Origin of the sequence: Streptomyces coeruleofuscus (assembly GCF_039532725.1) — a bacterium.
In the GTDB taxonomy this organism is placed as follows: Bacteria; Actinomycetota; Actinomycetes; order Streptomycetales; family Streptomycetaceae; genus Streptomyces; species Streptomyces coeruleofuscus.
Genome location: NZ_BAAASE010000008.1, coordinates 67,130 through 92,496 on the forward strand (window position 1 = coordinate 67,130; position 25,367 = coordinate 92,496).

Here is a 25,367-nt window from a genome sequence, read left to right on the forward strand (position 1 = left end):
CGTGACGTCAGTTGGCCCAGGGCGGCACGATGCGCGTGCCGTCGGCGAGCCGTGCCTCCAGGCCGATCGAGGTGGTGACCCAGGAGTACGCGGTCCGGTCGGTGGGATTCTCGACGGCCAGGGTGGTGCCGGGGTTGATGATCACCGTGTCGCCCGCCGCGATCCGCTCGGTGCGGCCGTCGAGGGTGATCAGCAGCTCGCCTTCGAGCAGATGGAAGATCTCCTCCCGGCTGACCGTGTGCGCGGGTGCCTTGAGACCGGCGGGGATCTCACCGCGCCAGGCGCACAGCTCCTTGCTCCCGCTGCGCGGGGTGGCGTACGAGACGAAGCGGGCGCCGTGGATCTCGTGGGTGACGGCTTCGGACGATCGGACGACGGGCATGACGGCCTCCAAGTAGTCAAGCAGCTTGACTACATAGTCAAGCCGCTTGACCATCTCGTCAAGGGTGTTTCAATGCTTGCGTGCAGAACTCCGAGGCCATGGCCCTGTCCGCCGCCCTGCTCGCCGTCGCCGGCGGGCTCACGCAACGCATCAACGAGGGTGTGGTCGCTCGCGGCTTCGAGGGGGTGCGGCCCGCGCACGGCTTCGCCTTCGCCCGGCTCGCCCCGGACGGCGCGACGGTCACCGACCTGGCCGCCCACCTCGGGGTGACCAAGCAGGCCGCCAGTCAGCTCGTGGACGAGATGGTGCGCAAGGGGTACGCCGAGCGGCGGCCGCACCCCGACGACGCGCGGGCGCGGCTGGTCGTGCTGACCGGGCGGGGGTGGGAGTGCACGCGGGCGGCGGAGGAGGCGGCTGCGGAAGCCGTGCGGGAATGGGGGGACGCGCTGGGGGAGGGGGAAGTGCGGGCGCTCGGGGAGCAGTTGCTGCGGATCGCTCCGCGCGGGCCCATCCGGCCCGCCTGGTGAAGGGGCGCCAGGCGGGGCCGTCGTCGCCGGTTACCACTGGAAGTTTTTACTGACGCGTAACTTCCCAGTTTGACTACTCGTCCGTAACTTGACGAGTGAACAGCATCCCGTGATCCGGATCACAGGGCGTCGTGCCGTCGCACCTCCCTTGAGCCGCAAGGAGATCACTCGATGCTGCCCTGGAAACGAGTGCTCAGACCCCTGGCCGCGCTGCTGCTGACCGCCGCGGCCGTCACCGCCACCACCGCCCAAGCCGCCGCCCAGACAGCCGGTGCCCCGAGCTCCGGCTGGAACGACTACTCCTGCAAGCCGTCCGCCGCCCATCCCCGCCCCGTCGTCCTCGTCCACGGCACCCTCGGGAACTCCGTCGACAACTGGCTGGGCCTCGCCCCCTATCTGAAGGTCCGCGGCTACTGCGTCTTCTCCCTCGACTACGGCCAACTCGAAGGCGTCCCCTTCTTCCACGGCCTCGGACCCGTCGAGAAGTCGGCCGGGCAGCTCAGGGACTTCGTCGACAAGGTGCTCGCCGCCACCGGCGCCGCCGAGACCGACGTCGTCGGACACTCGCAGGGCGGCATGATGCCCCGCTACTACCTGCGGTTCCTCGGCGGAGCCGCCAAGGTGAACGCCCTGGTCGGCATCGCACCCAGCAACCACGGCACCACTCTGAACGGCTTCACCAACCTGCTGCCGTACTTCCCCGGCGCCGGGGACCTGTTGGCGAAGAACACTCCCGCCCTCGCCGACCAAGTCGCCGGCTCCGACTTCCTCGACCGGCTCAACGCGGGCGGCGACACCGTGCCAGGCGTCCGCTACACCGTCATCGCCACCAAGTACGACCAGGTGGTCACGCCGTGGCGCAGCCAGTACCTGAGCGGGCCGGACGTGCGCAACGTCCTGCTCCAGGACCTGTGTCCGGCCGACCTGTCCGAGCACGTGGCCATCGGACTGTTCGACCGGATCGCCTTCCATGAGGTGGCCAACGCCCTCGACCCGGCGCGGGCCAGGCCCACCACCTGCGCGTCGGCGTTCGACTGACACGTGTACTCGGCCGGCACGTGTAGGGAAACGTTTCGGGGCCTGTCCGGCCTGAGCCGCCGGACAGGCCCCGAGTCCTGGGTCAGCGCCCGTGGCGACCGCCGCTGACCGTCCGGCGCCGGGCCGACAGGAACAGGGCCGACGAGCCGAGCGCCAGCGCGGCCGCCCCGCCGATCGCGAAGTACGGGGTTCCGCTGTCGCCGCCGGTCTCGGCGAGGTTCTCCGTGGCGCCGGCCGCCTTCGGCTGGTTGGGAGCGGCCTCGGCCTGCGTGGGCTGGTTCGGGGCGGCTTCGGCCTGTGCGGGCCGGTCCGGGCCGGCGCTCTTCGGGGCCGCGGCCGGCTCGGCCGAGGTGCTGGGGTCGTCGTCGCCGTGCCCGTGGTGCTCGATCGTCGACTTGTCGTTGCCCGCCTCGATCTGCTCCTTGGTGGGAGCGGAGGCCGTCGGGGCCGGGGCCGTACCGCCGGCCGCGCTGTCACCGCCGCCGAAGCTGACGTCCGAGCAGGAGTAGAACGCCTCCGGGCTGTCCGACCGCTGCCAGACCGCGTACAGCAGATGCCTGCCGGAACGCTCGGGCAGGCTGCCGGAGAAGGTGTAGAAGCCGCCCGACGCGGCCGGGTCGGTGGCCGTCGCGACCGGGCGCTCCAGGTCCAGGTCGTTCCAGGCGAGCGGCTTGGCCGGGTCGTAGCCGGGCTTGGTGATGTACACCTTGAACGTGCCCTTGTGAGGGGCCGTCACGCGGTACTTGAAGGTGTGCGAGCCGTTGCGCACCCCGGTCGCCGGCCAGTCGGCGCGGGCCAGGTCGAGCCCCTTGAACTGCTCGTTGTTCGCGCTGCACAGCTTGCCGTCCGGGATGAGCTGCCGGTGCCGCCCGCCCGCGTCCCCGATGCGGATGCCGTTCCAGTCGTAGAGGGCCTGCGTACCACCCGCCGCGACCGCCGCCTTGCACGCGGCCGACGTGGGGCTCTCCGGGCCCTCGGCGTAGCACTGCGAGACCCGGCTGACCGGGTCGCCCATCGAACCGTGCGCCGCCGCCGGCGTGGCGGTCAGCCCGGTCAGGGCGAGGGGGAGGGCGCCGAGGGCGGCGACGGTGACTGCCGTGCGGCGTGCGGGCATGCGGGAACTCCTCGAAACGGTACGTGGGGACAGGGGCGGCCCGAGAGGGCCGGATCCCGTGGGGGCGATCCGAAGCTAGCCCCTGAGAACCGTGGAATCGCCTGCTGAGGGCGGGTGAGGGAGATCCTTATGGCCGCGTTAAGGAAGGGCTAATCAAGAGCTCAGGGAGAGGCATGGCAGACGAGGAGATCCGGCCGGCCCGCGCCGCCGACGTACCGGTCGTCGAGGGCGTGATCGACGCGGCCTTCCGTCCGTACATCGAGCGCATCGGGCGGGTGCCGCAGCCCATGGAGGAGGACCACGCGGCGAACGTGGCCGCGGGCAAGGTGTTCGTGACGGGCGAGCCCGTGACCGGCCTCGTCGTGGTCGAGGCGTTCGAGGACCATCTCTTCCTCGACATCATCGCCGTCCACCCCACCGCGCACGGCGGGGGAGTGGGGCGACGGCTGCTGCGGTTCGTGGACGCGCACGCGCGTGCGCTGGCGCTGCCCGAGATCAGGCTCTACACGAACGCGCTGATGTGGGAGAACCAGAAGATCTATCCGAAGTACGGCTATGAGTTGGTGGAGCGACGACTGGACGGGCCCTACGACCGCGTCCACTACCGCAAGCGGCTGTACTGAACGGGTCTCACGGCCGGTACCGGCCGCTCAGGCGTCCGGCCACCACGTGCGTGCGATGTCCTTGCGGACTTCCGGGCGTCCCGCGGGGCGCTCGTCGGCCTCCTCGCGGGCCCGGCGGACGTCCGTCTTCTTCAGGGGCTTCTGCACGGTCACACGGCGCATGGCTGCCTCCTTAAGGGTCTACCGGGTTCCGCGTTCTCACGGAGGTAGACCTTTCGGGGGAGAGTTCCTCATCGCTCCTGGTCTGTCAGTGGCGGCTGTCACGATTCGAGTGTCAGTGGCGGGTGTCACTCTTGGGCACATGGCGAACGACAGTGACGGGACGACCTCGGCGAACACCGGCGCCGACATGGACTGGGACGCGCGGGCCGCCGGCTTCGACGCGGAGCCGGACCACGGACTGCGCGACCCGGAGGTGCGCCGGGCCTGGGCCGCGCGACTGCGCTCCTGGCTGCCCGGGCGGGCCGGTGACGTCCTGGATCTCGGCTGCGGCACCGGCAGTCTGTCGCTCCTCGCGTCCGAGCAGGGGCACCGGGTGACGGGCGTGGATCTCTCCCCGGCGATGGTGACGCTCGCCCGGCAGAAGCTGGCCGGGCGTGACGCGGTGTTCCTCGTCGGTGACGCGGCGGCGCCGCCGGTCGGGGAACAGCGCTTCGACACCGTGCTCGTCCGGCATGTCCTGTGGGCCCTGCCCGACCCCGGCCGCGCCCTGCGGCACTGGGCCGGGCTGCTGCGGCCGGGAGGGCGGCTCGTGCTGGTCGAGGGCGTGTGGGGGACGGCCGGGCCGGTCGGGATACCGGCGGAGCGGCTCACCGGCCTTCTCGCGCCGATCGCCGGGCAGGTGAGGGTGGAGCGGCTGTCCGGCGATCCGCTGCTGTGGGGCCGGGAGGTGACGGACGAGCGGTACGCGGTGGTGGCCGTGACGGCGTAACGGGGAGGGTTCAGGCCAGGAGCGCGGTGAAATCGCCGCCGCGGGCCAGTGACTCCAGTTCGTCGAGCGCGGCGAGCGCGGCAGCCGCCGCCTCGGGGTCCGTCTCGCCGATCCCACTGTCGGCGAACTCGTCCTCGTCCAGGCGCCGTACGTCCGTGCCGTCCGCGGAGACCCACAGGTCCAGGTCGAGGTCCTCCACGACCAGCTCGGGGCCGGAGCGCGCGGCGGGGCGGGTGATGTCGCAGTACCAGCCCTTCAGCGCGCCCGTGGCGGAGCGGACCTCCTTCACCGCGTACCAGCGGTCACGCCAGTAGTACTCCGTGAAGACGTCCCCCGGCTCGAAGCGGACGAAGCCGAAGTCGCGGACGCCGCTGCCCGCCCACGGGGCGCGGACCGCGACACGGGTGCCGTCGTCCGTCAGGAGCTCGCCGGCGTACCGGATCTTCGTACGGCCCGCCTTGACGAGCACGACGTCCAGCCGGCCGGACCCGTCAGCCGAGTTCGCGGACATAGCGCACTTCCTTCGCACAGATCTCGTAACCGAACCACTTGTTGATGGCGATCATCGGCTCGTTGCCGGTGTCGTTGCCCGTGAACGCCTCCGTGTACCCCGCGGCACGCGCCCGGTGCAGGGAGTCGTTCTTGGCGAGCTTCGCCAGGCCCCGGCCGCGGAAGGGGCGGGCCGTGCCGGTCATGGCGGTGCCGTAGCGGCTGCCGTCCGTGTGCGCCACGCTGAAGGCGGCGGGGCGGCCGTCGACGACCGCGACGGTGGTCAGCTCGCGGTTGAGGAGCGGGTGCTTCCAGTTCTGTTCCAGCCAGGCCTCGTAGTCCGTGAACTCGGCCTCGATGTCGCCCGGTTCGTCCGACGCCGTCTCGGCGTCCAGCTCGAACACCGGGCGCGGGTCGTCCGCGAAGTCGGAGGCCGTGCGCAGCTCGATGCCGGCCGGCGGGTCCTCGCGCGGCGGCAGCGTGCCGCCTGCCAGGTCGAGGCGCAGGAAGTAGGCGGAGCGGCTGGCCCGGAAACCGTGCCGCTCGGCGAAGGCGACGTTGTCCGGCTCGTCCAGCACCCAGGCGAACAGCTTCCGCACGCCCAGCCCCGCCAGGCGCTCCTCGGCGGTGCGCAGCAGGAGCGAACCGGCGCCGCGCCGCGTGCGGTCGGGGCGCACGTAGATGTTGGCGGAGCCCTGGCCGGGCTCCGGGCTCTCGTGGGCGACGCTGATCTGGGCCGTGCCGATGATCTCGCCGTCCTCCTCCGCGACGAGCTGCCCGAAATGGGCGTCCGGGTGGGCGCCGGTCAGAGTGTGCACCACGGACTCGGGCGTGGACAGCATGTAGGGCAGGGCAAGGCGGCGGGTCCGGGAGAACCCCTCGGCGTCGGCTCGGACATCGGGTCGCAGGTCGCGCACGATCACGGTCATGGAGGCGCACGTTACGCGGGGGCGCACGCCGGGTGCCTCCCATTTTCCGTCGGGTACGGGACAATCGGCCTGTGACCTTGAAGATCGACATCGACGACAGTGCTCCGCCCTACGAGCAGGTGCGGGCGCGGATCTCCGAGCAGGCGCGTTCGGGGGAGCTGCCGGTGGGATACCGGCTGCCGACCGTGCGGGGGCTGGCCGAGTCGCTGGGGCTCGCCGCGAACACGGTCGCCAAGGCGTACCGGGCGCTGGAGGCGGACGGCGTGATCGAGACGCGGGGCCGCCACGGCACGTTCGTGGCCGCCGCCGGCTCGGCGGCGGACCGGGAACTGGCGGCCGCCGCCCAGGCGTACGTGGAGCGGGCCCGAAGGCTCGGGCAGGGGGAGGACGTGGCACTCGCCGCGGTACGGGACGCCCTGCGGGCGGCTTACGGGGAGTAGGGCTTACCCGGAGGACAGGGCGTCGCTCAGCCGGCCCGCGCCAGACGCTCGGGCGTTCGTGTGATCTCCAGGCCCGCCGATCTCCCCAGCCGTGCGAACGTCATCGCGTCCTCCACCGCCGCGCCCCCCGGGTCGTTGTTGAAGTACGCGTAGACGTCCTCGCCGGCGGGCCAGGTCGTGGCGATGCGGTCGAGCCAGGTGGCGAGGGAGCGGCGGCCGTAGTGCGGCCAGGGCCGGGCGCGGCCCTGGTGGAAGCGGACGTAGCCCCAGTCGGTGGTGCGCCACAGCGGGGTCGCGGGGCGGGCCAGGACGTCGGCCCAGCACAGGGCCGCCTGCCGGGACTCCAGGACCGCGCGGACCTCCGGCGTCCACCAGGACTCGTGACGGGGCTCGACCGCGACCCGCGTCGAGGCGGGGAAGCAGGCCAGGCAGGCGTCCAGCAGGCCGGGATCGGCGCGCAGGTTGGGCGGGAGCTGGAGCAGGACCGGCCCGAGCCGGTCACCCAGGCCCGCCGCGTGGCTCATCAGGCGGCCGACCGGCTCCTCGGGGTCCTTGAGCCGTTTGATGTGGGTCAGATAGCGGCTCGCCTTGACCGCGACCACGAAGTCCGCGGGCACCCGGCCGCGCCAGTCCTCGAACGTCTCCCGGGCCGGCAGCCGGTAGAAGGCGTTGTTGATCTCGACGGTGGCGAAGTGCCCCGCGTACTCCTCCAGCCAGAGCCGCATCGGCAGCCCGGGCGGGTACAGGACGTCCCGCCAGTCCTTGTACTGCCACCCGGACGTGCCCACGAACAGGGTCATACACCCATCAAAACACCGCCCTACAGATACAGCCCCGCGTCGGCGTCCCCGCGCGGCTCCGGCAGGGCCGTCGGGGACGTGCCCCGGCGCAGCGCGTACAGCTCGGCCAGCGTCGCGCCCTCGCGGCCGACGCCGTCCTCGCGGCCCAGCCAGCCCACCGCCTCCGAGCGGGTCAGCGGACCCACCTCGATCCGGGCGAGACAGCGGCCGGGCCGGACGACGGCGGGGTGCAGGCGCTCCAGGTCCTCGTTGGTCGTGACCCCGACCAGGACGTTGCGGCCCTGGCCGAGCAGCCCGTCCGTCAGGTTCAGCAGCCGCGACAGCGCCTGGCCCGCCGTGTGCTTGGCCTCGCCGCGGATCAGCTCGTCGCAGTCCTCCAGGAGCAGCAGCCGCCAGCGGCCCTTGCCCGCCGCGTCCTCCTCGCCGATCGCGATGTCCATCAGATAGCCGACGTCACTGAACAGCCGCTCGGGGTCCAGGACACAGTCCACCTGGCACCAGTCCCGCCAGGAACGGGCGAGGGTGCGCAGCGCCGACGTCTTGCCGGTGCCCGGCGGGCCGTGCAGGAGGAGGAGCCGGCCCGAGATGTCCTCGGGGGTCGTCTTCATCAGGCGGTCCATCGCGTCCGCCACCGGCGCCGTGTAGTTGGGCCGGACCTCGTCCCAGGTGCCCGCCGAGATCTGGCGCGTGGTGCGGTGCGGGCCGCGGCGCGGGGAGACGTACCAGAAGCCCATCGTGACGTTCTCCGGCTGCGGTTCCGGTTCGTCCGCCGCGCCGTCCGTGGCCTGGTCGAGAACCTTCTCCGCCAGCTCGGCGCTGGTCGCCGTGACCGTGACGTCGGCGCCCCGGTTCCAGCGGGAGATCAGCAGCGTCCACCCGTCGCCCTCCGCGAGTGTCGCGCTGCGGTCGTCGTCCCGGGCGGCCCGCAGCACGCGGGCGCCGGGCGGCATCAGCGTCGCCCCGGAGCGCACGCGGTCGATGTTCACCGCGTGGGAGTACGGCTGCTCGCCCGTCGCGAAGCGGCCGAGGAACAGCGCGTCGACGACATCGGACGGGGAGTCGGAGTCGTCGACGTTGAGCCGGATCGGCAGCGCCTCGTGCGGGTTTCCAGACATGCCGCCATGATCCGGCACGAGGACGCCGCGTGCACCCGGTTTCCCGGTGCGCACGCGGCGTTTTCCCAGGTGCGGGTCAGGCCGTGAGGCGGGAGACCAGCCGGCGTGCCTGGCGTGTCCTGCGGACCACGGCGTACCCCTTGGTCAGGGCACGGTCCCTGGCGAACGTACGGGCGATCGCGCGGCCTTCGACCACCCGCTCGAACTCGTCGGTGCCCGTGCTGCGGCGCACCGTCACGCGCCGCAGGGCGTACGGCCCCTGCGCCCGGCGCGCGAGGCCGTTGCCGACGGCGAGTGCCTGGGCGTACCCGGTCTCGCGCACCGCCTGCCGGACCCGGCGGCTGGAGTAGCCGTAGGGGTAGGCGAACGAGGCCGGTACGGTGCCCAGTTGGTCCGCGACGATCTCCTTGCAGTGGATCAGCTCGAACCGCAGTGTGGCGTCGGAGACCTGGTCGAGCTGCGGGTGGCTGTGGCTGTGCCCGCCGATCTCGACGCCCGCCGCCGCGAGCTCGCGGACCTGGTCCCAGTCCAGCATGGTGTCCAGGCCGCCGCCGGTGTCGTAGGGCCCCTGGATCCACCCGGTCGAGACGAACAGGGTGGCCGGGAAGCCGTGCTTGGCGAGCACGGGCAGGGCGTGCCGGTGCACACCCTCGTAGCCGTCGTCGAACGTGATGAGGACCGGCCGCGCGGGCAGCGCGCCGCCGGAGCGCCAGCACGCCGCCAGCCCGGCGGTGGTGACGGGGGTGAGACCCCGGTCCGCGAGCACCGCCATCTGCTCGGCGAACGCCTCGGGGGTCACGGACAGATCGCGGGTCGCGTCGTTCGGATCGGTCGCGACCGCGTGGTACATGAGGATCGGTACGCGCACGTCACTCACGGACCCGCCCCTTCCAGCGCCGCCCCCTCGGCAGGCGCCGGCGGGCCCGCGGCCTCGGCGGCCGGGACCTCGGGCACCGAGAACGTGGTGCCGCCCCGGCGGGCCCGCAGGCTGCCCACCACGTATCCGCCCGCCGCCGTCAGCACCCCGGCGACGATCGCCCCCGCCCGCCCGGCACCGCCCGGCCGGGCCAGCAGCGCGTCCCGCAGCCCCCGGGCCACCCCGGCCGGCAGCACCCGGGTGGCGTACCGGCGTTCGGACTCCAGTCCCTTGTCGGTGCCGACGCTCCGGGCCACCAGGGCCTTGGACAGGCCCTCGGCGTACGTGCGCGTGCGGAAGTAGCGGAAGTGCTCGCGGGCCTCGGGCACCCGGTGGTGGATCACCGCCCGGTCGTCGATCAGCAGCACCGCGTCGGGCCGGGCCCGGCTGAGGCGGATGCACAGTTCCGTCTCCTCGCAGCCCAGCGGGCGTTTGTCGCCGTCCCGGCCGATGCCGGTGGCGAAGCCGCCCGCCGCGTCGAAGGCACCGCGGCGGAACGAGGCGTTGCCACCGAGCACGTTGCGCACCCGGACCCGGCCGCGCGGCAGGCCCCGGTAGGTGCAGCCCACCACCCAGTCGAACTCCTCGGGGAACCAGTCCGGCCGCCGCCCCGACGCCCAGACCGGCTCCGTGCGCCCGCCGACCGCCATCACGCGCGGGTCGGCGTACGCCTCGGCGAAGTGCAGCAGCCAGTCGCGCTCGGCCACGGCGTCGTCGTCGAGGAAGGCGACGACCTCGCCGCGGGCGGCCGCGATTCCGGTGTTGCGGCCGGCGGACAGGCCGCGGGGGCCCGCGTTGGCGAGCACCCGCACGTCGTCGGCCTCCTTGTACTCCTTGCCGAGACGGTCCAGAAGGGCGTGGTTGTGGTCGACGACCAGCAGCGTCTCCAGGGCCGGCCGTGACTGCGCCCGTACCGAGGAGACCGCCGCGAGGATGTCCTCCCAGCGGTCCTCGGTGTAAGCGCAGATCACGACGGAGATGCCGGGACCGCTCAAGACACCTCTCCCCGGACCGAGTCGAGCATCGGCGACCGGTCCGAACGGCGGCGCAGCGCCCGGCGGTTGGACCGCTCCTGGAGGATCACCCTGAGCACGCGCAGCCCGTCGCGCACGGCCCGCAGGTTGCTGGTGCCGTGGATGCGCAGGTACTCGTGGCTCGGTATCTCCTGCACCTTGAGCCCGGCCTTGACGACCCGGATGTTCATCAGCGTCTCGACCTCGAAGCCGGTGCAGTCGAGGTCGATCTTGTCGAGGCAGTGCCGCCAGAACGCGTTGTAGCCGTAGCACAGGTCGGTGTAGCGGGCGCCGAACTTGCGGTTGACGACCGTGCACAGCGCCCAGTTGCCGAGCTTGCGGATGAAGGTCATGTCGTCCGTGCCGCCGCCGTTGGCGAAGCGGGAGCCCTTGGCGAAGTCCGCGCCGGAGACCAGGGCGGAGACGTACGACACGATCTCGTTGCCGTCCGCCGAGCCGTCCGCGTCGACCATCACGATGATGTCGCCGGTGCACGCCTGGAACCCGGTGATCAGGGCGTCGCCCTTGCCCTTGCCGCGCTGCTCGACGACCTTGACGTCGGGCCACAGCTCACGGGCCACCTGGACGGTGTCGTCGGTGGAGTTGCCGTCGACCAGGACCACTTCGTGGATCCAGTCGGGCAGGGTCTTGAAGACGTACGGAAGGTTCTCCGCCTCGTTCATGGCCGGGATGACCACGCTCACCGGCGGCGCTATGGCCAGGTGAGAGGAGACGGGCCGGTACTTCCCGGCGGTCGGCGGATGCTGCTCCGCCGCGGCCGGTTGCAGAACTGAGCTCACGAGTCTGGTCCCTCTCGTCCGGTGGACCGCCCCCCCAGGGCAGTCCGGATCCAATCCGGTTCGAAAGGGGGGTTCTCACCCGTGGCACGCCGAGATGGAGCTTCGGGCACGCCGGGTGAGCTGGCAAAGCTGGTCGACGGCGGAAAACGGCAGCCGACCGCGCGGCACGGCCCGGAGACAGTTGCGGTCACCGAGCACGGCACCCCCCTACCGCGCCCCGCGTCGGCCGTCGCGGTCCTTGAGCCCTCCCCTAGAGCCGCGTACTGACGGACCGATGCGGGTGAGATGTATGACGGTATTGACGATTGAACCCGTATGGCAAGACCTGGAACGGCCCCTCACGTTTTTGTTGGTTTGGGCGTTGCGGGATGTGCTTCGTGGGTCGGGAGTTGAGAGGTTCCGGTGACGGAAACAACCGTTCCCCGGAAGCGTGTCGAGCCTCCGGGGAACGGTTGTTCAGGTGCTGGTGTTTGTGCTGGTGTCCGTTCCGGTTACGGAACGAGCTTCAGCAGCCGGTTCGGGGAGCCCGAACCCGCGCTGGTGACCTTGCCGGTGGTGGCGCCGCCGACCAGGGCCGAGGCGACCTGGGCCGGGGTGGAGGAGGTGTGGCCCGCCAGGTAGACCGCCGCCGCGCCCGCGACGTGCGGGGTCGCCATCGAGGTGCCGGAGATGGTGTTGGTCGCGGTGTCGCTGGTGTGCCAGCCGGCCGTGATGGAGGAGCCGGGGGCGAAGATGTCCAGGGCCGAGCCGTAGTTGGAGTAGCTCGCCTTGGCGTCGGTGCTGGTGGTGGCGCCGACGGTGATCGCCTCGGCGACCCGGGCCGGGGAGGACGAGGAGGCGGTGGTGCTGCTGTTGCCCGCGGCGACGGCGTAGGTGACGCCGCTGGCTATGGAGTTGCGGACCGCCGTGTCCAGGGCGGCGGAGGCGCCGCCGCCGAGCGACATGTTGGCGACCGAGGGGCCGGAGTGGTTCTTCGTCACCCAGTCGATGCCCGCGATCACACCGGCCGTGGTGCCGGAGCCGCTGTTGTTCAGCACCCGCACCCCCACGATTTTCGCCTTCTTGGCGACGCCGTAGGTCGAGCCCGCGATCGTGGTGGCCACATGGGTGCCGTGGCCGTTGCCGTCGGAGGCGTTGCTGTCGCCGTCGACGGCGTCGTAACCGTGCGCGGCACGGCCGCTGATCTGCTGGTGCGTGATGCGCACACCGGTGTCGATCACATAGACCGTCACACCGCTGCCCGCGCTGTCCGGGTAGGTGTAGGTGCCGGAGAGCGGGAGCGAGGTCTGGTCGATGCGGTCCAGGCCCCAGGGGGCGTTGGTCTGGGTGGCGGAGAGCCGCACGCGCTGGTTCTGCTCGACCGAGGCCACCGCCGGGTCGGCGGCGAGGCGCCTGGCCTCGGTGGCGGAGAGGGCGGCGGAGTAGCCGTTCAGCGCCTTGCCGAACGTCTTGCGCACGGACCCGCCGTACTCCTCGACGAGGTCCTTGCCCGCGGCCGAGGACGCCTTCACGCCCGCGCTCTTCTTGAGCGTGACGATGTAGCTGTCCTTGATCGCGGCAGGGGAGTCCGCGGCGAGCACCCGGCCCTCGGCGGGAGCGGCGGCCTGGGCGGGGAGGGCGGTGAGCCCGCCCACGAGGGCGGTGGCCGCCGACAGGGTGATCGCGGCGAACCCGAGTCTCTTGCTACGCAGTTGTGCCATTACGAGGGAGTCCTCCTCTAGGCGGCGCGCGCCTGGGTGGGGCGCGCGTCATGTGGGGGATGTGCGCGTGCTCGCGCACACGGCCGGGAGCGTCGCGTTCCGCTCTCGGCCGGAGTAAAGCGTCGGCCATCTACCGGCGTAGAACAAGGAGTTGAGCACTAGTCAACAAATCTGTCATGGGCACGTAACAAGAGGCGCTCGGGGTGTGACAAGACGTGAGGTGAATGCGCCGTGTGCGCCCCCCAACGACCGAAAAGGCTTGGCATGGACACTTCCTGTCAACACGCGTAGCTGCTACGACAGTTGTGGCAGAGATCCTGCTAAGGGAGGTTCCATGAGACGTTCCCGACTTGTCGCCTTCGTGGGCTCGCTCCTCCTCGCCGTCGGCACCGCCCTCACCGGGGCAGCCACGGCGCAGGCGTCCTCACTGGCCGCAACTGGCGGCTACGCAGCGCTCGGTGACTCCTACTCCTCCGGAGTGGGCGCCGGCAGCTACATCACCTCGAGCGGCGACTGCAAGCGCAGCACGAAGGCCTATCCCTACCTCTGGGCCGCCGCCCACTCACCCTCCACCTTCGATTTCACGGCCTGTTCCGGCGCCCGAACGGGTGATGTTCTGTCCGGACAACTCGGCCCGCTGAGCAGCGCCACCGGCCTCGTCTCCATCAGCGTCGGCGGCAACGACGCCGGATTCGCCGACGTCATGACGACCTGTGTGACCCAGTCCGACAGCGCCTGCGTCTCCCGCATCGACACCGCACGGGCGTACGTCGACTCCACGCTGCCGGGCAAGCTCGACAGCGTGTACTCGGCGATCCGCTCCAAGGCACCCAACGCCCACGTCGTCGTCCTCGGCTACCCCCGCTTCTACAAGCTCGGCGCCACCTGCCTCGGCCTGTCCGAGGCCAAGCGCAAGGCCATCAACGACGCCTCCGACCACCTCAACACCGCCATCGCCAAGCGCGCCGCGAACCACGGCTTCACCTTCGGCGACGTACGCGGCACCTTCACCGGCCACGAGATCTGCTCCGGCGACTCCTGGCTGCACAGCGTCAACTGGCTCAACATCGGCGAGTCGTACCACCCGAAGGCACCCGGCCAGTCGGGCGGCTATCTGCCCGTGCTCAACGCCAACGACTGACCGCTCAGCCGGAGTCCGTGTCCGACTCCGTGTCCGAACCCCCGTCCGAACCCGTGTCCGAAGGAGAAGGGGAGGCCCCGCCCGTCGGGGTCTCCGTCTCACACGTGATCGAGAACGGCACCGACTCGGACGTCGTCCGCACCGGCTCCCGCACCTCGACACCGATCTCGTTCTCGAACGTCCCGGTCTCCGCGTCCGTCGTCACGGTCACCGCGTCCTGCTTCGTACGGCCGTCGCCCTCCGGGAACGACAGCGTCTTCCAGCCACCGTCCAGCACCGAGCCGTCCTCCGTCACCCAGCGGTAGCTCACCTCGGCCGGCAGCCGCCCCACCGTGAACGTCGCCGTGAACCTCGGTGCCCGGGCGCTCGGCGGCGGACACGGGCCCGCGTAGTCCGTGCGCGTGCCGTCCAGGCCGACCCGCACCGACTGCGGCGGCGGACTGCTCTCCTCGCTCTCGCTCTCGCTCGGCGTCGGGGAAGGACTGGACTTCCCGCTCCCGGTGTTCCGCGGCGGATCCTTGGTCTCGGCGGGCGTACTCGCCCCGGCACCCCGGTCGCCGTTCCCGTCGCCGTCCCCGTTGTTCAGCAGCGCGTACGTCAGCCCGCCCACTGCGAGCGCCAGCGCGACCACGCCCGCGACCAGCACCCGGCCGGCCCGGCGGTCGCGGTCCCGTCCGGTCGCCGTCGTCGTCGCACCGGAACCGGACGGCGCCGGCTGCCCCGGGAAGGGCATCGGGGGCGTGGGAGAGGGCTCCGGGTGGGCCGCCACCGTCGGCGGGTACGGCACCGCCCGTACGGTGTCCGCGCGCGGCGAGCCGCCCGCGCCGATGACCCGCAGGTCCTGCTCGGCCTGCCCCGCCGGCAGCCGCTGCGCGGGATCCTTGCGCAGCAACCCCTCGATGACCGGGGCCAGCGGACCGGCCCGGCGCGGCGGCGGCAACTCCTCGTCGACGATCGCGCGCAGCGTGCTCAGCGGGGTGTCCTGACGGAACGGCGAGTGGCCCTCGACCGCCGCGTACAGCAGGACACCGAGCGACCACAGGTCGGACTCCGGGACCGGCGTGCGGCCGAGCGCCCGCTCCGGGGCGAGGAACTCGGGCGAGCCGATGACTTCCCCGGTCATGGTCAGCGCGGAGCTGCCCTCGACCATGGCGATGCCGAAGTCGGTGAGCACGATCCGGCCGTCGTTCGCGATCAGCACGTTGGCCGGTTTCACGTCCCGGTGCAGCACCCCGGCCTCGTGCGCGGCCCGCAGCGCGGCCAGCACCTCGGCGCCGATGTGCGCGGCACGCTGCGGCGGCATCGGGCCCTCGGCGTCCAGGATCTCCGCCAGGGAGAGCCCGCGGACCAGCTCCATGACGATCCACGGCCGGCCGCCGTCCGTCGCCACGTCGTACACCGTGACCACGTTCCGGTTGGCGACGCGGGCCGCCGCCCACGCCTCCCGCTCCAGCCGGGCGTACATCCGCCGTACGTCGTCGCCCCCCAGCCCGGCCGGGGCACGCACCTCCTTGACGGCGACCTCGCGGTGCAGCACCTCGTCGCGGGCGCGCCACACCGTCCCCATACCGCCCTCGCCGAGCGGTGCCAGGAGCCGGTAGCGGCCCGCGATCACACGCTCATGGCCCGGTTCTTCGGACACGGCGCCCCCATTCGCAGCCGGGCGAAATCTCCACGAGGTCTGTCTTCCCCATGACGTCGGATTTCCTCACGAACGTAACTCAGCCCAGCGCGGATGCCGCCCCCTTGAACACCAGTCCGGCCCCGAGTGCCACCACGGCGAAGGCCGAGCCGAGCGGGGCGGTCCGGCGCACCAGGGTCGCCAGCTTGCCCGCCGTCCAGCGGGGGCGCCGGTCCAGGAGCCGGGTCATGCCGCTGCCCGCCTTGACGACGGCGTACCCGGCGGCCGTGAGGGTGAGCGCGAGCCCGACGCCGTACGCGACGACGAGCAGCAGACCGAACCAGGCCTGCCCGAGGGCGGCGGCGCCGACGAGCACCACCACGGCGGACGGGCTGGGCACGAGGCCGCCCGCGAAGCCCATGAGGATCGTGCCGCGGAGGGTGGGGGCGACGGGGTGGGAGTGGGTGAACCCGCCGTGGGTGTGCTCGATCGTGTGCGGGTGGGAGTGGGGGTGGGTGTGGTCGTGCGGGTGGTCGTGGTCGTGGTGCTTGTCGTGCGGGTGGTCGTGGCCGTGATGGTGGTCGTGCGTGTGGCTGTGGCTCTCGTCGTCGTGCGTGTGGGTGTGGCCGCCATGGCCGTGGTGGTGGGTGGGCGCGCGGTTGCGCAGGGCGCGGCGGACCAGGCTCGCGCCCGCCAGGGTCACCAGGATCCCGCTGGCGACGCCGAGCCAGGCGATCACCGAGGGAGCCGCCGCCGAACCGGCCGTGACCAGGAGGCCCAGGGCGACCACGCCCAGGGTGTGGGTGACCGTCACCGAGGCGGCCATGGGCAGGACGTCCTTCATCCGGGCCTGGCCGCCCCGGGCCGCCGCCGTCGCGGCCATGATGGTCTTGCCGTGGCCGGGGGCGAGCGCGTGCATCGCGCCGAGGACGACGGCGATGAGCAGGGCCAGCGCGGCGAAGCCCGCGGTGAGGTCGTGCCGGGCGACCAGGTCGTCCAGGGCCCGCGTCCAGCGGTCGGCGCCGCGCGGCAGCACGGAGGCGGCGGGGGCGTCCGACTCCTCCTCGGCCAGGGCCGCACCGCCGGGGCGCACGCGCAGGGCGGCGGTCGCGGTGTCGGCCGGGGAGGAGAGCAACTCCTCGGGGTAACGAGTCAGTTCGGCCGAGATCGACTTCTCCGGTACGTCCGACTCGGTGAGCGTCATGCGGTCGCCCCGGGCCGTGATCTCCCGCCAGCCAGGGCCGGAGGAGGTGCCCGCGCCCCGGAAGCCGAGTGACACGGCCCTGTCCGACTCGCCGGTCGGGAGGGGAGCGGTCAGTTCGCATTCCACGCGGAGTGTGTCGAGCCCCGCCTGCCCGGGCCGCACGCGCGCGTGGCTGCGCTCGGCGGTGAGCGGGGTGCCGCGTCCGTCTACGGTGACCTCGCTGTCCGCGGCGGCCGCGGCGCACCGCTCGCGGGCCCACAGGGTCATGCCCAGCCGCTCGATGTCCGGTCCCGCCTGGGTCGCCGGGATCTCGGCGAGGTCCTCGACGTGGTGGACCCGGAGTTCGCCGGGGGCGGCGACCAGGCCGTCGTAGCGGTTGACGGTGAAGTTGCCCAGCGGGTGGGCGCTCGCCGCGCCGGCGGGGAGCAGGGTGAGCGCGCAGGCAGCCGTGAGGACGGCGGCGCCGGACGCGAACAGGCGGCGCGGGGTCACCGGCTCCCCTCCAGGTCCTTGAGCGCGGTACGGGCCTCGCGGGCGCCGAGCGGCGAGAAGCCGGGGTTCAGGTCGAGCGCGGCCCTCAGGTGGTCGCGGGCCTCGCGTTCGTTCCCGGTGGCACGTTCGATGACGCCCCGGTGGTAGAGGAAGCCGGCGTTGCGGTAGCCGGTGGCGGTGGCGCGGCGGGCGTACGGCAGGGCTTCCTCGTCGCGGCCGTTGACGTGCAGGGCCCAGGCGAGGGCGTCGGCGGTGTGCACGCTGTGCCGGCGGTTCCACTCGGCGCGGGCGGCGCGCAGGGCCGCCTTCTTGTCGCCGTGGTCGGCGGCGGCCATCGCCGAGTCGAGGTCGGCGTTGACACCGCCCGCGCGGGCGAGGGACGTCCAGGCGTCGACGAGGGCGTACTGGTCGCCCGCCCTCGCCCGGTCGCCGTCGGTGCCGCGGTCCTCGTACAGCTCCCCGAGGGCGACGAGCGGGCCGGGCAGCGGGAAGCGGGCGACGACCTGTTCCAGTCCCTCGACGGCGGCCTCCCGTTCGCCGTTCGCGGCCTGGGCACGGGCGCGGCCCTCCAGGGCGGGGAGGTAGTCCTCGTCGGCGGCGAGGGCACGGGCGTAGTGGCCGAGGGCCGTCTCGTACTCGCCCTGGTTCCAGGCGAGTTGTCCGAGGGCGGTGGCCACGTACGCGGTGTCGGCGGGCGAGCCGGCGGCTTCCAGGGCGCGCTCCAGCACGTCACGCGCCGTACGGACGTCGCCGCGCAGCTCCTTCACGTACGCGTACCGCGTGAAGACGGGCACGCCGGGCCGCCTGCTGTCGGCGGTGCGGGCGGCCTTCTCGGCGTCCTCGTAGCGGCCGAGTTCGACGAGGGCGTCGATACGGGTGCACAGGGCGCGTTCGTTGTAGGGGTTCTGCTCCAGGGCCCGGTCGGCGTCCTTCAGCGCGCCGGTGAAGTCGTGCCGGGCGGCGGCGAGGGCGGCACGGCCGGCGAGAGCCTGGTCGTTGCCCGGGTCCAGCTCCAGGGACCGCTTCAGCGCCCGCTCGGCCTGTGGATAGCGCGAGGGGTCGCCGTTCGTCCGGGCCTGTTCGACGTAGGCGAGCCCGAGGGTGGCCCAGCTGCCGAAGTCCCTGGGCTGGGCGCGAAGATGCTTCTGGAGGGACCCGATCCCCGAGTCGAGATCACCGCGGGCCAGCACGCCGGGCGCCGGCGCCCCACCGGCGGACACGGCCTCGACCCCGGCCCCCGCGCGACCGCCTCCCACACTCCCGAAGGCGACGGCCCCACCCGTCAGCGCGACGGCCAGCAGCGCGGCGCACCCGGCCAGATGAGCGGCCCGCCAGCGCCGCCCGCCATCAGCGGCCCGCCGCACGGCGACCACGCGCTCGTCGACGCCGGTGTCGTCCTCGGGGCGAGGGCCGGAGCCGCCGTGCCCGTCAGGACCGCCTTCGGCGGCGGATCCGTTCCCGGCGCGGGGACGGTCGTGGTCGTGGGTGCCGGGCGTGCTTTCGGTGCCGGTGCCGGTGCCGGTGCCGGGGCCGGTGCCGTTCGCGGCGCGAGCCTCCGTGCCGGGAGAGTCCGCACTTCCGGTGCTCACAGCTCCGGGAACCGGGTCGGTGTCGTGCCCGCCCCCTGTCCCGCCTTCTGTGCCGCCGGCTGAGTCCGGGCGCAGCCCGTCGCCCGCTTCGGTAGCCGCGCCCCCGCCCTGGTCGGGGCGCGGGTGGTCGTCGTCGCGCCTCTCCGGTGCGCTGTCGGTCGTACGCGGAGGCATGACCTCTCCTCAGTCGGCTGTGCGGGTGCGGGTGCGGGTGTGGTGGGGAGAGGCGCGGCCCGTGCCGTGGGGGACGGGGGACGGGCCGCGCCGGTCGGTGGGAACGGAGCGGGTCAGTACGCCCGGTTCCGCATGCGGCGCCACCACATGAGGGCCGCGCCGATCAGGACGATGCCGCCCGCCCCGGCCCCGGCGGACGCGGCGATCAGGCGCATGTCGTCCGAGCCCTGGGTGCCTGCCGGCTGGAGCGCGTCGCCCAGCTGGCTGCGGACGTCGTTGCCGCCGTCCACGCCCTTGGCGAGCGGGCCGCGCGAACCCTCCGTCGGCAGCGCGACGTACGGGAAGGCCTTCTCGAACTTCTTGTCGTTCTTGTCGACCGCGTCACCCAGGTCGTTCTTCGCGCCCAGCAGTTCGCCCTCGACGACCTGGAGCGAGGCGTCGATCACGTCGTCCGTCAGGCGACGGCCGTTCGGGAAGCCCGCGGTGTCGCCGTCCAGGACACCCAGCCGCTTGGGCTTGGCGGCCGGCTTGATGGACGTGTTCAGACGAAGCTGCTCCGACGGCGTCACGTGCGGCGGCTGGTTGAGGTCCTTGACGCCCTTGAGGAACACGTCGACCAGGTCGTTGCGCGGCTCGGCGGGCGCCGGGATCTTGTAGATCGCCTCGATGAGCTTGGGCAGCTCCGGGTTGGTGACGTTCTCCAGGAACTGGGCGTCGTCCCGCGGCGCGGACGCGTTGAACTTGTCCTTGTCCTTCAGCGGGTTGACGACCTCGTTGACCAGCGGGTTGCCGAGGCGCGAGACCTGCGCGAAGTAGCCCTGGGCGTTCTTGCGCTGCGTCGTCGACCAGATGCCGACGACCGGCTGGTCGTGCGACTGGGTGATGAAGCTGTTGGGGACCTGGAGGGCGATGCTGTTGACGTTGTAGCCCTTGAGCGTGTCGTTGCCGACCTCGGAGAGGTTCCCGCCGTACAGCAGGTCGAAGACGCGCAGGTCCAGGAAGAACGGGTCGTCGGCCTGACCGGCGAACGTCTGGGCGCCACCGGCGAGCTTGTGGATCGCCTGCTTGCGCAGCGTGTTGTAGTCCGGCATCGACGCCTTGCCGACGTTCGACGGCGCCACCGGCACGTCGTCGGCGACCTTGGTCTTCGACACGGCCTTCAGGTTCTTCAGCTTGATCAGTTCGAGGTCGTACGTCTGCGTGATGTTGAGGTCGGGGTCGTCGAGGCTCTCGACCGGGCCCGTGTTGTACAGGAAGGTCTTGTCGTTCTTCGTGTGCGTCTTGAACGTGTACCGGAAGAGCAGGTCTTCCTTCGCGTCACCGTTGCTGTCGATGCGCAGGTCGTACTGGGCGTCCTCGGCGAAGGTGAAGAAGTTGGGCCCGCCGGCGGGTTCCTCGAAGGGGATCCAGTTCGCGACGATGGTCGTCGTGTCCGGCTTGTCCGGGCTGACGAACGCGTACACGTCGGTGTTGTCGTACTGCGGGGTCCCCGAGATCAGGGGGGCTTCGCGGTGACTGGAGGCGGAGGCCGCCTCAGGTTCCAGCGCGGTCACACCGGCGGCTGCGAGCCCGCCGGCGGCCAGCGCACCACAGATCGCGGTCGCGATGCTCCTGCGTCCCGCACCGGTCCTGGAGAAAGGTGTCATGCCGTCCGTCCTCAGTGCCAACTTGCCTGACACACGCCATTCGGAGCGGTCGGCCAAGCGGATTGGTGGAATCTCAAACGTTCTTACGGCGCGTCGGGAAAGTTGTTTCATCGCCGGGCGACCCGCGTTTTCGGCGCGCTGATCCGTAACCCCATCCGGAGGTGTGTGCGTTGCGAATGCCTCGTGTGAGGGGACAGGCCCCATGCGGCCTGGGAGAGGGGGACCGAGTGGAGGCGGACGAGCTGCTGCTGCTCGTGGCGGGCGGTGACCAGAAGGCCTTCGAGGATCTGTACGGGCTGGTGTCCGGCCCGGTGTTCGGGCTCGTACGGCGAGTGGTGCGCGACCCCGCCCAGTCGGAGGAGGTGGCGCAGGAGGTGCTGCTCGAACTGTGGCGTTCGGCCGCGAAGTTCGACCCGGGCCGGGGCAGCGCGATGTCCTGGATCCTCACCCTCGCCCACCGCCGTGCCGTCGACCGGGTGCGCAGCGCCCGCGCCGCCGGTGAGCGTGAGCAGCGGGAGGCCTGGCGCGCCCACCATCCGGCCTTCGACCAGGTCACCGAGGAGGTCGAGGCGGGACTCGAACGCGAGTGGGTGCGGGTCTGCCTGGACCGCCTCACCGATCTCCAGCGCCAGTCCGTCACACTCGCCTACTACGAGGGCTACACCTACCGTGAGGTGGCCGAGCGGCTGTCCCTGCCGCTGGGCACCGTCAAGACGCGGATGCGCGACGGGCTGACCCGGATGCGCGAGTGCCTGGGAGGCGTGGCATGAGTCTCTTCCGCCGCGAGGACCCGCACTCGCTCGCCGCGCCCTACGCGCTCGACGCCCTGGAACCCCCGGAGCGGGTCCGTTTCGAGAAGCACCTGAGGGACTGCGGCCGCTGCGCCGCCGAGGTGCGCGCCCTGTCCGAGGACGCCGTCCGGCTCGCCTGGTCCGCGGCCGCCCCGCCCCCCGCCGCCCTGCGCGACCGGGTCATGGCAGCCGTACGGACGACTCCGCAGGACCCGGCGCCGCAGGGCACGGCACGTGAGCCGGCACGCGCGCGTGCGCCGCAGCTGCCGCCGCACGTGTGGGGCACCCGGCCGCCGCCGCGGCAGCGGGAGCGGCGCCGGATCCCGCTGTTCGTGCCCTTCGCCACGGCCACCGCCGCGGCGGCCCTCGTCGTCGCCTCGCTGTTCGCGGTGCAGGCGAACCGGACGCAGGACCAGCTGACCGCCGAGCGGGACCGGTCACGTGAGATCGCCCACGTTCTCGCGGCTCCGGACGCCCGCGCGAGCAGCGGCCGGGACGGGCGGGGCCGAACCATCGGAGTGATCGCTTCCGCCACGGAGGGGAGCGCGGTGGTCACCCTCGGCGGATACGGTGCCCCGCCGGGCGGCCGAGTGCACCAGTTGTGGCTCATGCGCCCGGGCGCGCAACCGCGCTCCCTGGGCCTCTTCGAGGGCGACACGCCCCTGGTCGCGACGGGTCTCGGAACCTCCGCGACGTCACTGGCCGTAACCGTCGAGCCCGACGGCGGATCGCCGCAGCCCACCAGCCAGCCGATCGTCCAACTCGCCCTGAAATCTGTTGGATTCGGAGAGTAATCGGAGATACATCGTCAACCCCCTTATGGGGAAGGTGAATCCTGTGACCGCGATACACGAGTGCCCGGACGGGGCGATAGGGTTAACCTGCCCGGGCCGGGTGGACTCGTACGGGTGGGGAGTGACATGGAACAGATAACAGTGCGCAGCAGGGCGAGGGTCCCTGCGATCACCTGCGGGAGCAGCGCGACCAGTTCGCGCCTCGACCGCCACCTGTCGGTGCTGGGTGGCCCTGCCGTCCCGCAGCGGGAGACGGTCGAGGCGACCTCGCTGATGCGTGAACTGACCGCGCGTCAGCCGCAGGACCGCAGTGGCAGGGGAGCGCGCGTGCGCCGCGTCTCGCTCTTCGCACCGCTGCGCAGGCTGCGCCGCTCGCTGTTCGGCGGCAAGTAGGGACCCGCGCTCGGGCGGTCACACCGCCCCTGGTGCAACGCTGCGCACTCGTCGTCCGTCATCCCCACGGCACGCAGCAGCGCCAGGTGTGTACCCGAGCGCGGCCCGCCCCCCGTCGGTGCCGCATCCCCGCCCGGCAGTGACCGGGGGCGTCGTCCGGCTTCGGTGTTCCGGCCGCCCGCTCACCGCTCCCCGTGCGCGTACTGACGCACGGCCAGCGGCACGAACACCCCGAGCAGCACGGCGCACCACAGCAACGACCCCGCGACGGGGTGGGCCACCGGCCAGGCCGACCCCTCGGGCACCGGCGCGTTGCCGAAGAGGTCCCGCAGAGCCGTCGCCACCGCGCTGATCGGATTCCACTCGGCGACCGTCCGCAGCCATCCCGGCAGCCCGCTCGTCGGGATGTACGCGCTGGACAGCAGCGGCAGCAGGAACGTCGCCCCGCCCAGCTGACCGGCCGCCTCCTCGTTCCGGGTGAGCAGGCCGAGGTAGATCCCGGCCCAGGTGCAGGCGAAGCGGAACAGCATCAACAGCCCGACGGCCCCCACCGCCGCGAGCGGACCGCCCTCGATCCGCCAGCCCACCGCGAGTCCCACCAACAGGAACGGCACCGTCCCGAGGGCCGTGACCACCACGTCCGCGGCGGCCTGCCCCAGCGGTACGGCCGCCCGGCTCATCGGCAGCGTACGGAAGCGGTTCGCCACGCCCCGGTGCGTGTCCTGGGCCGCCTGGAACATGCCGGTCATGAGCCCGCCCGCGGCGGTCGCCACCAGCAGACCCGGCACGAGGAACGACCGGTACGCCTCGCCCGGCATCGCCAGCGCGCTGCCGAAGACGTAGCCGAAGAACAGCAGCATGCTGATGGGCATCGTCTGGGTGAGGATCAGCAGCCCGGGGTTGTTCCGCATCCGCAGCAGCTGGCGGCCCAGCATCGCGGTCCCGTCGTACGCCAGCATGCTCATGCGGCACGCTCCTTCTCGTCGGTCGTGGTCGTGGTGTCCGTGAGGCGCAGGAAGACGTCGTCGAGGGTCGGTGGCCGCAGGCCCACGTCGAGCAGCGGCACGCCCGCCGAGTCCAGCGTGCGGACGAGCAGCGGGAGGGTGAGCGTCGGGTCCTTGGCGACCGCGCCGACGGCGTTCCGCTCGTGGTCGAACGACGGCTGCGCGCCCGTGAGCCGGTCGAGGACGGCCGCCGCTTTCGTGAGCGCGCCCGCGTCCGGCACGACGACCTCGGCGTGTGCCCCGACGAGCGCCTTGAGCTGCGCCGGCGACCCGGTGTGCGCGATCCGGCCGCGGTCCACCAGGGCGATGTCGTCGGCGAGTTGGTCGGCCTCCTCCAGGTACTGGGTGGTGAGGAGCACGGTCGTGCCCTCGGCGGTGAGGTCGCGCACCGCGTCCCAGATGAGGTTGCGGCTGGCCGGGTCCAGGCCGGTCGTCGGCTCGTCCAGGAACAGCACCTCGGGACGGCGGATGAGGCTCGCCGCCAGGTCCAGCCGGCGCCGCATGCCGCCGGAGTAGGTGGAGGCGGGCCGGTCGGCGGCCTCGGCCAGCCCGAAGCGGTCGAGGAGTTCCGTGGTCCGTCCGGCGGGGCCGCGCACCCGGTGCAGCCGGCCGAACAGCAGCAGGTTCTGACGTCCGGTGAGGTCCCCGTCGATCGACGTGTCCTGTCCGGTGACACCGATCCGGCTCCTTACGGCGGCGGCCTCCCGGACGAGGTCGTGCCCGGCGACCCGCGCGGAGCCCGCGTCCGGCCGCAGCAGCGTGGTCAGCAGCCGTATGGCCGTGGTCTTGCCCGCCCCGTTCGGCCCCAGGACCCCGCACACCGTCCCCTCGGCCACCGCGAGATCCAGCCCGCGCAGGGCACGGACCTCCCCGAACCGCTTCTCCAGACCCTCACTAAGTACAGCGTACGTAGAAGTCATGGCATGACCATAGCGCACTACGTACGGTGTACGTAACTAGGATGGAGGCCGAGGTGATGACCGATGGCGGGCCGAGCGGCCGTACCCGAAGTGATCTGGGCGCGCCCCGAGCGCACCGGCCGTGGGCCGAAACCGGCGTTCACCCGCGCCGACATCGCGGCGGCGGCGGTGCGGATCGCCGACGCGGAGGGCCTGGACGCGGTGTCCATGCGGCATGTCGCGGCGGAACTGGGCTGCGGCACGATGTCGCTGTACAACTACGTCCCCCGCAAGGAGGACCTGTACGAGCTGATGGTGGACGCCGTCGGTGCCGAGCACGAGTTGTTCGAGCCCACGGGCGACTGGCGCGCCGACATGCTCCGCAACGCGGAGGAGACGCGGGCCATCATGTACCGCCACACCTGGGTGCCGCGCCTGATGTCGGGGTTGTTCGGGTTCAGTCCCAACACCCTGCGCTACCTGGAGCACTGCCTGGCCTGCCTCGAACCGCTCGATGTCCCGGCCGGCACGAAGACGGAGCTGATCGCCCTGCTCAACGGGGTCGTGACGACGTACGCCGCGAACGACATCGCGACCGTCGAGCGCACCCGCTCCATGCCGTGGTCCGTCGAGGAGGAGAACGCGGTCCGGATGGCCTACCTGGGCAGCCAGGTGGCCACCGGCGCGTATCCGCGCCTGGCCGCGGCCTTCATGGAGCAGAGCGGGCCGGTCGACCTGGATGCGGTGTTCCGACGAGCCCTCGAACGCGTCCTGGACGCCTACGACCCGGAACCCCGTTAGG

The 25,367-nt window shown here is 72.2% G+C and carries 27 protein-coding genes; 10 read left to right on the forward strand and 17 right to left on the reverse strand.

From position 1 onward, the window contains the following. Window positions 1-7: 7 nt before the first annotated feature. Complete coding sequence (locus tag ABFX81_RS28840; RefSeq protein WP_086854971.1) at window positions 8-382, reverse strand: cupin domain-containing protein; 375 nt, start codon at window positions 380-382, stop codon at window positions 8-10. 80 nt (window positions 383-462) lie between these two features. On the opposite strand from ABFX81_RS28840, the gene ABFX81_RS28845 reads away from it, so the two are divergent. Together ABFX81_RS28845 and ABFX81_RS28850 are read left to right on the forward strand one after the other, a co-directional pair. Beyond that, window positions 463-909 (forward strand): MarR family winged helix-turn-helix transcriptional regulator, encoded by a 447-nt coding sequence (locus tag ABFX81_RS28845; RefSeq protein WP_346138876.1) that lies wholly within the window; start codon window positions 463-465, stop codon window positions 907-909. 171 nt (window positions 910-1,080) lie between these two features. Then, window positions 1,081-1,947 carry an esterase/lipase family protein gene (locus tag ABFX81_RS28850; protein WP_346138877.1) on the forward strand — a complete coding sequence of 289 codons (867 nt, stop codon included), beginning with the start codon at window positions 1,081-1,083 and terminating at the stop codon, window positions 1,945-1,947. A gap of 82 nt (window positions 1,948-2,029) precedes the next feature. Here ABFX81_RS28850 and ABFX81_RS28855 read toward each other — a convergent pair whose 3' ends face one another. Further along, window positions 2,030-3,061, reverse strand: coding sequence for a lytic polysaccharide monooxygenase (locus ABFX81_RS28855; RefSeq protein WP_086855645.1), 1,032 nt, complete (start codon window positions 3,059-3,061; stop codon window positions 2,030-2,032). A gap of 173 nt (window positions 3,062-3,234) precedes the next feature. Between ABFX81_RS28855 and ABFX81_RS28860 the strand changes: the two genes are divergently transcribed. Further along, window positions 3,235-3,684 carry a GNAT family N-acetyltransferase gene (locus ABFX81_RS28860; RefSeq protein ID WP_086855646.1) on the forward strand — a complete coding sequence of 150 codons (450 nt, stop codon included), beginning with the start codon at window positions 3,235-3,237 and terminating at the stop codon, window positions 3,682-3,684. Window positions 3,685-3,711: 27 nt separating this feature from the next. Here ABFX81_RS28860 and ABFX81_RS28865 read toward each other — a convergent pair whose 3' ends face one another. Next, window positions 3,712-3,846 (reverse strand): hypothetical protein, encoded by a 135-nt coding sequence (locus ABFX81_RS28865; RefSeq protein ID WP_010046145.1) that lies wholly within the window; start codon window positions 3,844-3,846, stop codon window positions 3,712-3,714. Between the two features lie 139 nt (window positions 3,847-3,985). Between ABFX81_RS28865 and ABFX81_RS28870 the strand changes: the two genes are divergently transcribed. Beyond that, window positions 3,986-4,615 carry a methyltransferase domain-containing protein gene (locus ABFX81_RS28870; protein WP_086855647.1) on the forward strand — a complete coding sequence of 210 codons (630 nt, stop codon included), beginning with the start codon at window positions 3,986-3,988 and terminating at the stop codon, window positions 4,613-4,615. A 10-nt stretch (window positions 4,616-4,625) separates the two neighbouring features. Here the strand turns inward: ABFX81_RS28870 and ABFX81_RS28875 are convergent, their stop codons facing one another. Both ABFX81_RS28875 and ABFX81_RS28880 read right to left on the reverse strand, forming a co-directional pair. Beyond that, on the reverse strand, window positions 4,626-5,126 hold the full coding sequence (locus ABFX81_RS28875) for a DUF402 domain-containing protein (RefSeq protein ID WP_086855648.1): 501 nt from the start codon (window positions 5,124-5,126) through the stop codon (window positions 4,626-4,628). Further along, complete coding sequence (locus ABFX81_RS28880) at window positions 5,107-6,033, reverse strand: GNAT family N-acetyltransferase (protein ID WP_086855649.1); 927 nt, start codon at window positions 6,031-6,033, stop codon at window positions 5,107-5,109. Before ABFX81_RS28880 ends, ABFX81_RS28875 begins: the two co-directional genes overlap by 20 nt. 71 nt (window positions 6,034-6,104) lie before the next feature. Between ABFX81_RS28880 and ABFX81_RS28885 the strand changes: the two genes are divergently transcribed. Beyond that, entirely contained in the window at window positions 6,105-6,473 is a 369-nt protein-coding gene (locus tag ABFX81_RS28885) for a GntR family transcriptional regulator (protein WP_346138878.1), read from the forward strand. Window positions 6,474-6,499: 26 nt separating this feature from the next. Here the strand turns inward: ABFX81_RS28885 and ABFX81_RS28890 are convergent, their stop codons facing one another. The 6 genes from ABFX81_RS28890 to ABFX81_RS28915 form a co-directional block, all read right to left on the reverse strand. Further along, window positions 6,500-7,273: a DUF72 domain-containing protein gene (locus tag ABFX81_RS28890; RefSeq protein ID WP_086849731.1), complete on the reverse strand. Its 774-nt coding sequence runs from the start codon at window positions 7,271-7,273 to the stop codon at window positions 6,500-6,502. Between the two features lie 20 nt (window positions 7,274-7,293). Continuing rightward, a complete protein-coding gene (locus ABFX81_RS28895) occupies window positions 7,294-8,388 on the reverse strand; it encodes a DUF5925 domain-containing protein (protein ID WP_086849733.1) in 1,095 nt (364 codons plus the stop codon). Between the two features lie 76 nt (window positions 8,389-8,464). Next, complete coding sequence (locus tag ABFX81_RS28900) at window positions 8,465-9,265, reverse strand: polysaccharide deacetylase family protein (protein WP_428837220.1); 801 nt, start codon at window positions 9,263-9,265, stop codon at window positions 8,465-8,467. Next, window positions 9,262-10,299, reverse strand: coding sequence for a glycosyltransferase family 2 protein (locus ABFX81_RS28905; RefSeq protein WP_346138879.1), 1,038 nt, complete (start codon window positions 10,297-10,299; stop codon window positions 9,262-9,264). Before ABFX81_RS28905 ends, ABFX81_RS28900 begins: the two co-directional genes overlap by 4 nt. Further along, complete coding sequence (locus tag ABFX81_RS28910; protein ID WP_086854622.1) at window positions 10,296-11,117, reverse strand: glycosyltransferase; 822 nt, start codon at window positions 11,115-11,117, stop codon at window positions 10,296-10,298. The genes ABFX81_RS28905 and ABFX81_RS28910 overlap by 4 nt, the downstream gene beginning before the upstream one ends. Before the next feature lie 491 nt (window positions 11,118-11,608). Next, window positions 11,609-12,817 carry a S8 family serine peptidase gene (locus ABFX81_RS28915; protein ID WP_086854621.1) on the reverse strand — a complete coding sequence of 403 codons (1,209 nt, stop codon included), beginning with the start codon at window positions 12,815-12,817 and terminating at the stop codon, window positions 11,609-11,611. A gap of 334 nt (window positions 12,818-13,151) precedes the next feature. Here ABFX81_RS28915 and ABFX81_RS28920 point away from each other — a divergent pair, with 334 nt between their 5' ends. Continuing rightward, the gene (locus ABFX81_RS28920) at window positions 13,152-13,958 is read left to right on the forward strand and encodes a GDSL-type esterase/lipase family protein (RefSeq protein ID WP_086854620.1); all 807 of its coding nucleotides are present in this window, start codon (window positions 13,152-13,154) and stop codon (window positions 13,956-13,958) included. 4 nt (window positions 13,959-13,962) lie between these two features. Here ABFX81_RS28920 and ABFX81_RS28925 read toward each other — a convergent pair whose 3' ends face one another. The 4 genes from ABFX81_RS28925 to ABFX81_RS28940 form a co-directional block, all read right to left on the reverse strand. After that, entirely contained in the window at window positions 13,963-15,600 is a 1,638-nt protein-coding gene (locus tag ABFX81_RS28925; RefSeq protein WP_346138880.1) for a serine/threonine-protein kinase, read from the reverse strand. A gap of 79 nt (window positions 15,601-15,679) precedes the next feature. Next, complete coding sequence (locus ABFX81_RS28930; protein ID WP_346138881.1) at window positions 15,680-17,275, reverse strand: HoxN/HupN/NixA family nickel/cobalt transporter; 1,596 nt, start codon at window positions 17,273-17,275, stop codon at window positions 15,680-15,682. Next, complete coding sequence (locus ABFX81_RS28935) at window positions 17,272-19,038, reverse strand: tetratricopeptide repeat protein (protein WP_346138882.1); 1,767 nt, start codon at window positions 19,036-19,038, stop codon at window positions 17,272-17,274. The genes ABFX81_RS28930 and ABFX81_RS28935 overlap by 4 nt, the downstream gene beginning before the upstream one ends. A gap of 113 nt (window positions 19,039-19,151) precedes the next feature. Further along, entirely contained in the window at window positions 19,152-20,684 is a 1,533-nt protein-coding gene (locus tag ABFX81_RS28940; RefSeq protein ID WP_086841710.1) for a DUF4331 domain-containing protein, read from the reverse strand. 227 nt (window positions 20,685-20,911) lie between these two features. Here ABFX81_RS28940 and ABFX81_RS28945 point away from each other — a divergent pair, with 227 nt between their 5' ends. The 3 genes from ABFX81_RS28945 to ABFX81_RS28955 all read left to right on the forward strand — a co-directional run bounded on the left by ABFX81_RS28945 (window position 20,912) and on the right by ABFX81_RS28955 (window position 22,662). After that, complete coding sequence (locus ABFX81_RS28945) at window positions 20,912-21,454, forward strand: sigma-70 family RNA polymerase sigma factor (RefSeq protein WP_167407442.1); 543 nt, start codon at window positions 20,912-20,914, stop codon at window positions 21,452-21,454. Further along, window positions 21,451-22,269 carry an anti-sigma factor gene (locus tag ABFX81_RS28950; protein WP_086841714.1) on the forward strand — a complete coding sequence of 273 codons (819 nt, stop codon included), beginning with the start codon at window positions 21,451-21,453 and terminating at the stop codon, window positions 22,267-22,269. Before ABFX81_RS28945 ends, ABFX81_RS28950 begins: the two co-directional genes overlap by 4 nt. 126 nt (window positions 22,270-22,395) lie before the next feature. Further along, window positions 22,396-22,662: a hypothetical protein gene (locus ABFX81_RS28955; RefSeq protein ID WP_086841716.1), complete on the forward strand. Its 267-nt coding sequence runs from the start codon at window positions 22,396-22,398 to the stop codon at window positions 22,660-22,662. Between the two features lie 182 nt (window positions 22,663-22,844). Here the strand turns inward: ABFX81_RS28955 and ABFX81_RS28960 are convergent, their stop codons facing one another. Further along, window positions 22,845-23,627 (reverse strand): ABC transporter permease, encoded by a 783-nt coding sequence (locus ABFX81_RS28960; RefSeq protein ID WP_086841718.1) that lies wholly within the window; start codon window positions 23,625-23,627, stop codon window positions 22,845-22,847. Further along, complete coding sequence (locus tag ABFX81_RS28965) at window positions 23,624-24,586, reverse strand: ATP-binding cassette domain-containing protein (protein WP_346138883.1); 963 nt, start codon at window positions 24,584-24,586, stop codon at window positions 23,624-23,626. Before ABFX81_RS28965 ends, ABFX81_RS28960 begins: the two co-directional genes overlap by 4 nt. A gap of 63 nt (window positions 24,587-24,649) precedes the next feature. On the opposite strand from ABFX81_RS28965, the gene ABFX81_RS28970 reads away from it, so the two are divergent. Beyond that, window positions 24,650-25,366, forward strand: coding sequence for a TetR/AcrR family transcriptional regulator C-terminal domain-containing protein (locus ABFX81_RS28970; protein ID WP_086855614.1), 717 nt, complete (start codon window positions 24,650-24,652; stop codon window positions 25,364-25,366). Window position 25,367 lies beyond the last annotated feature (1 nt).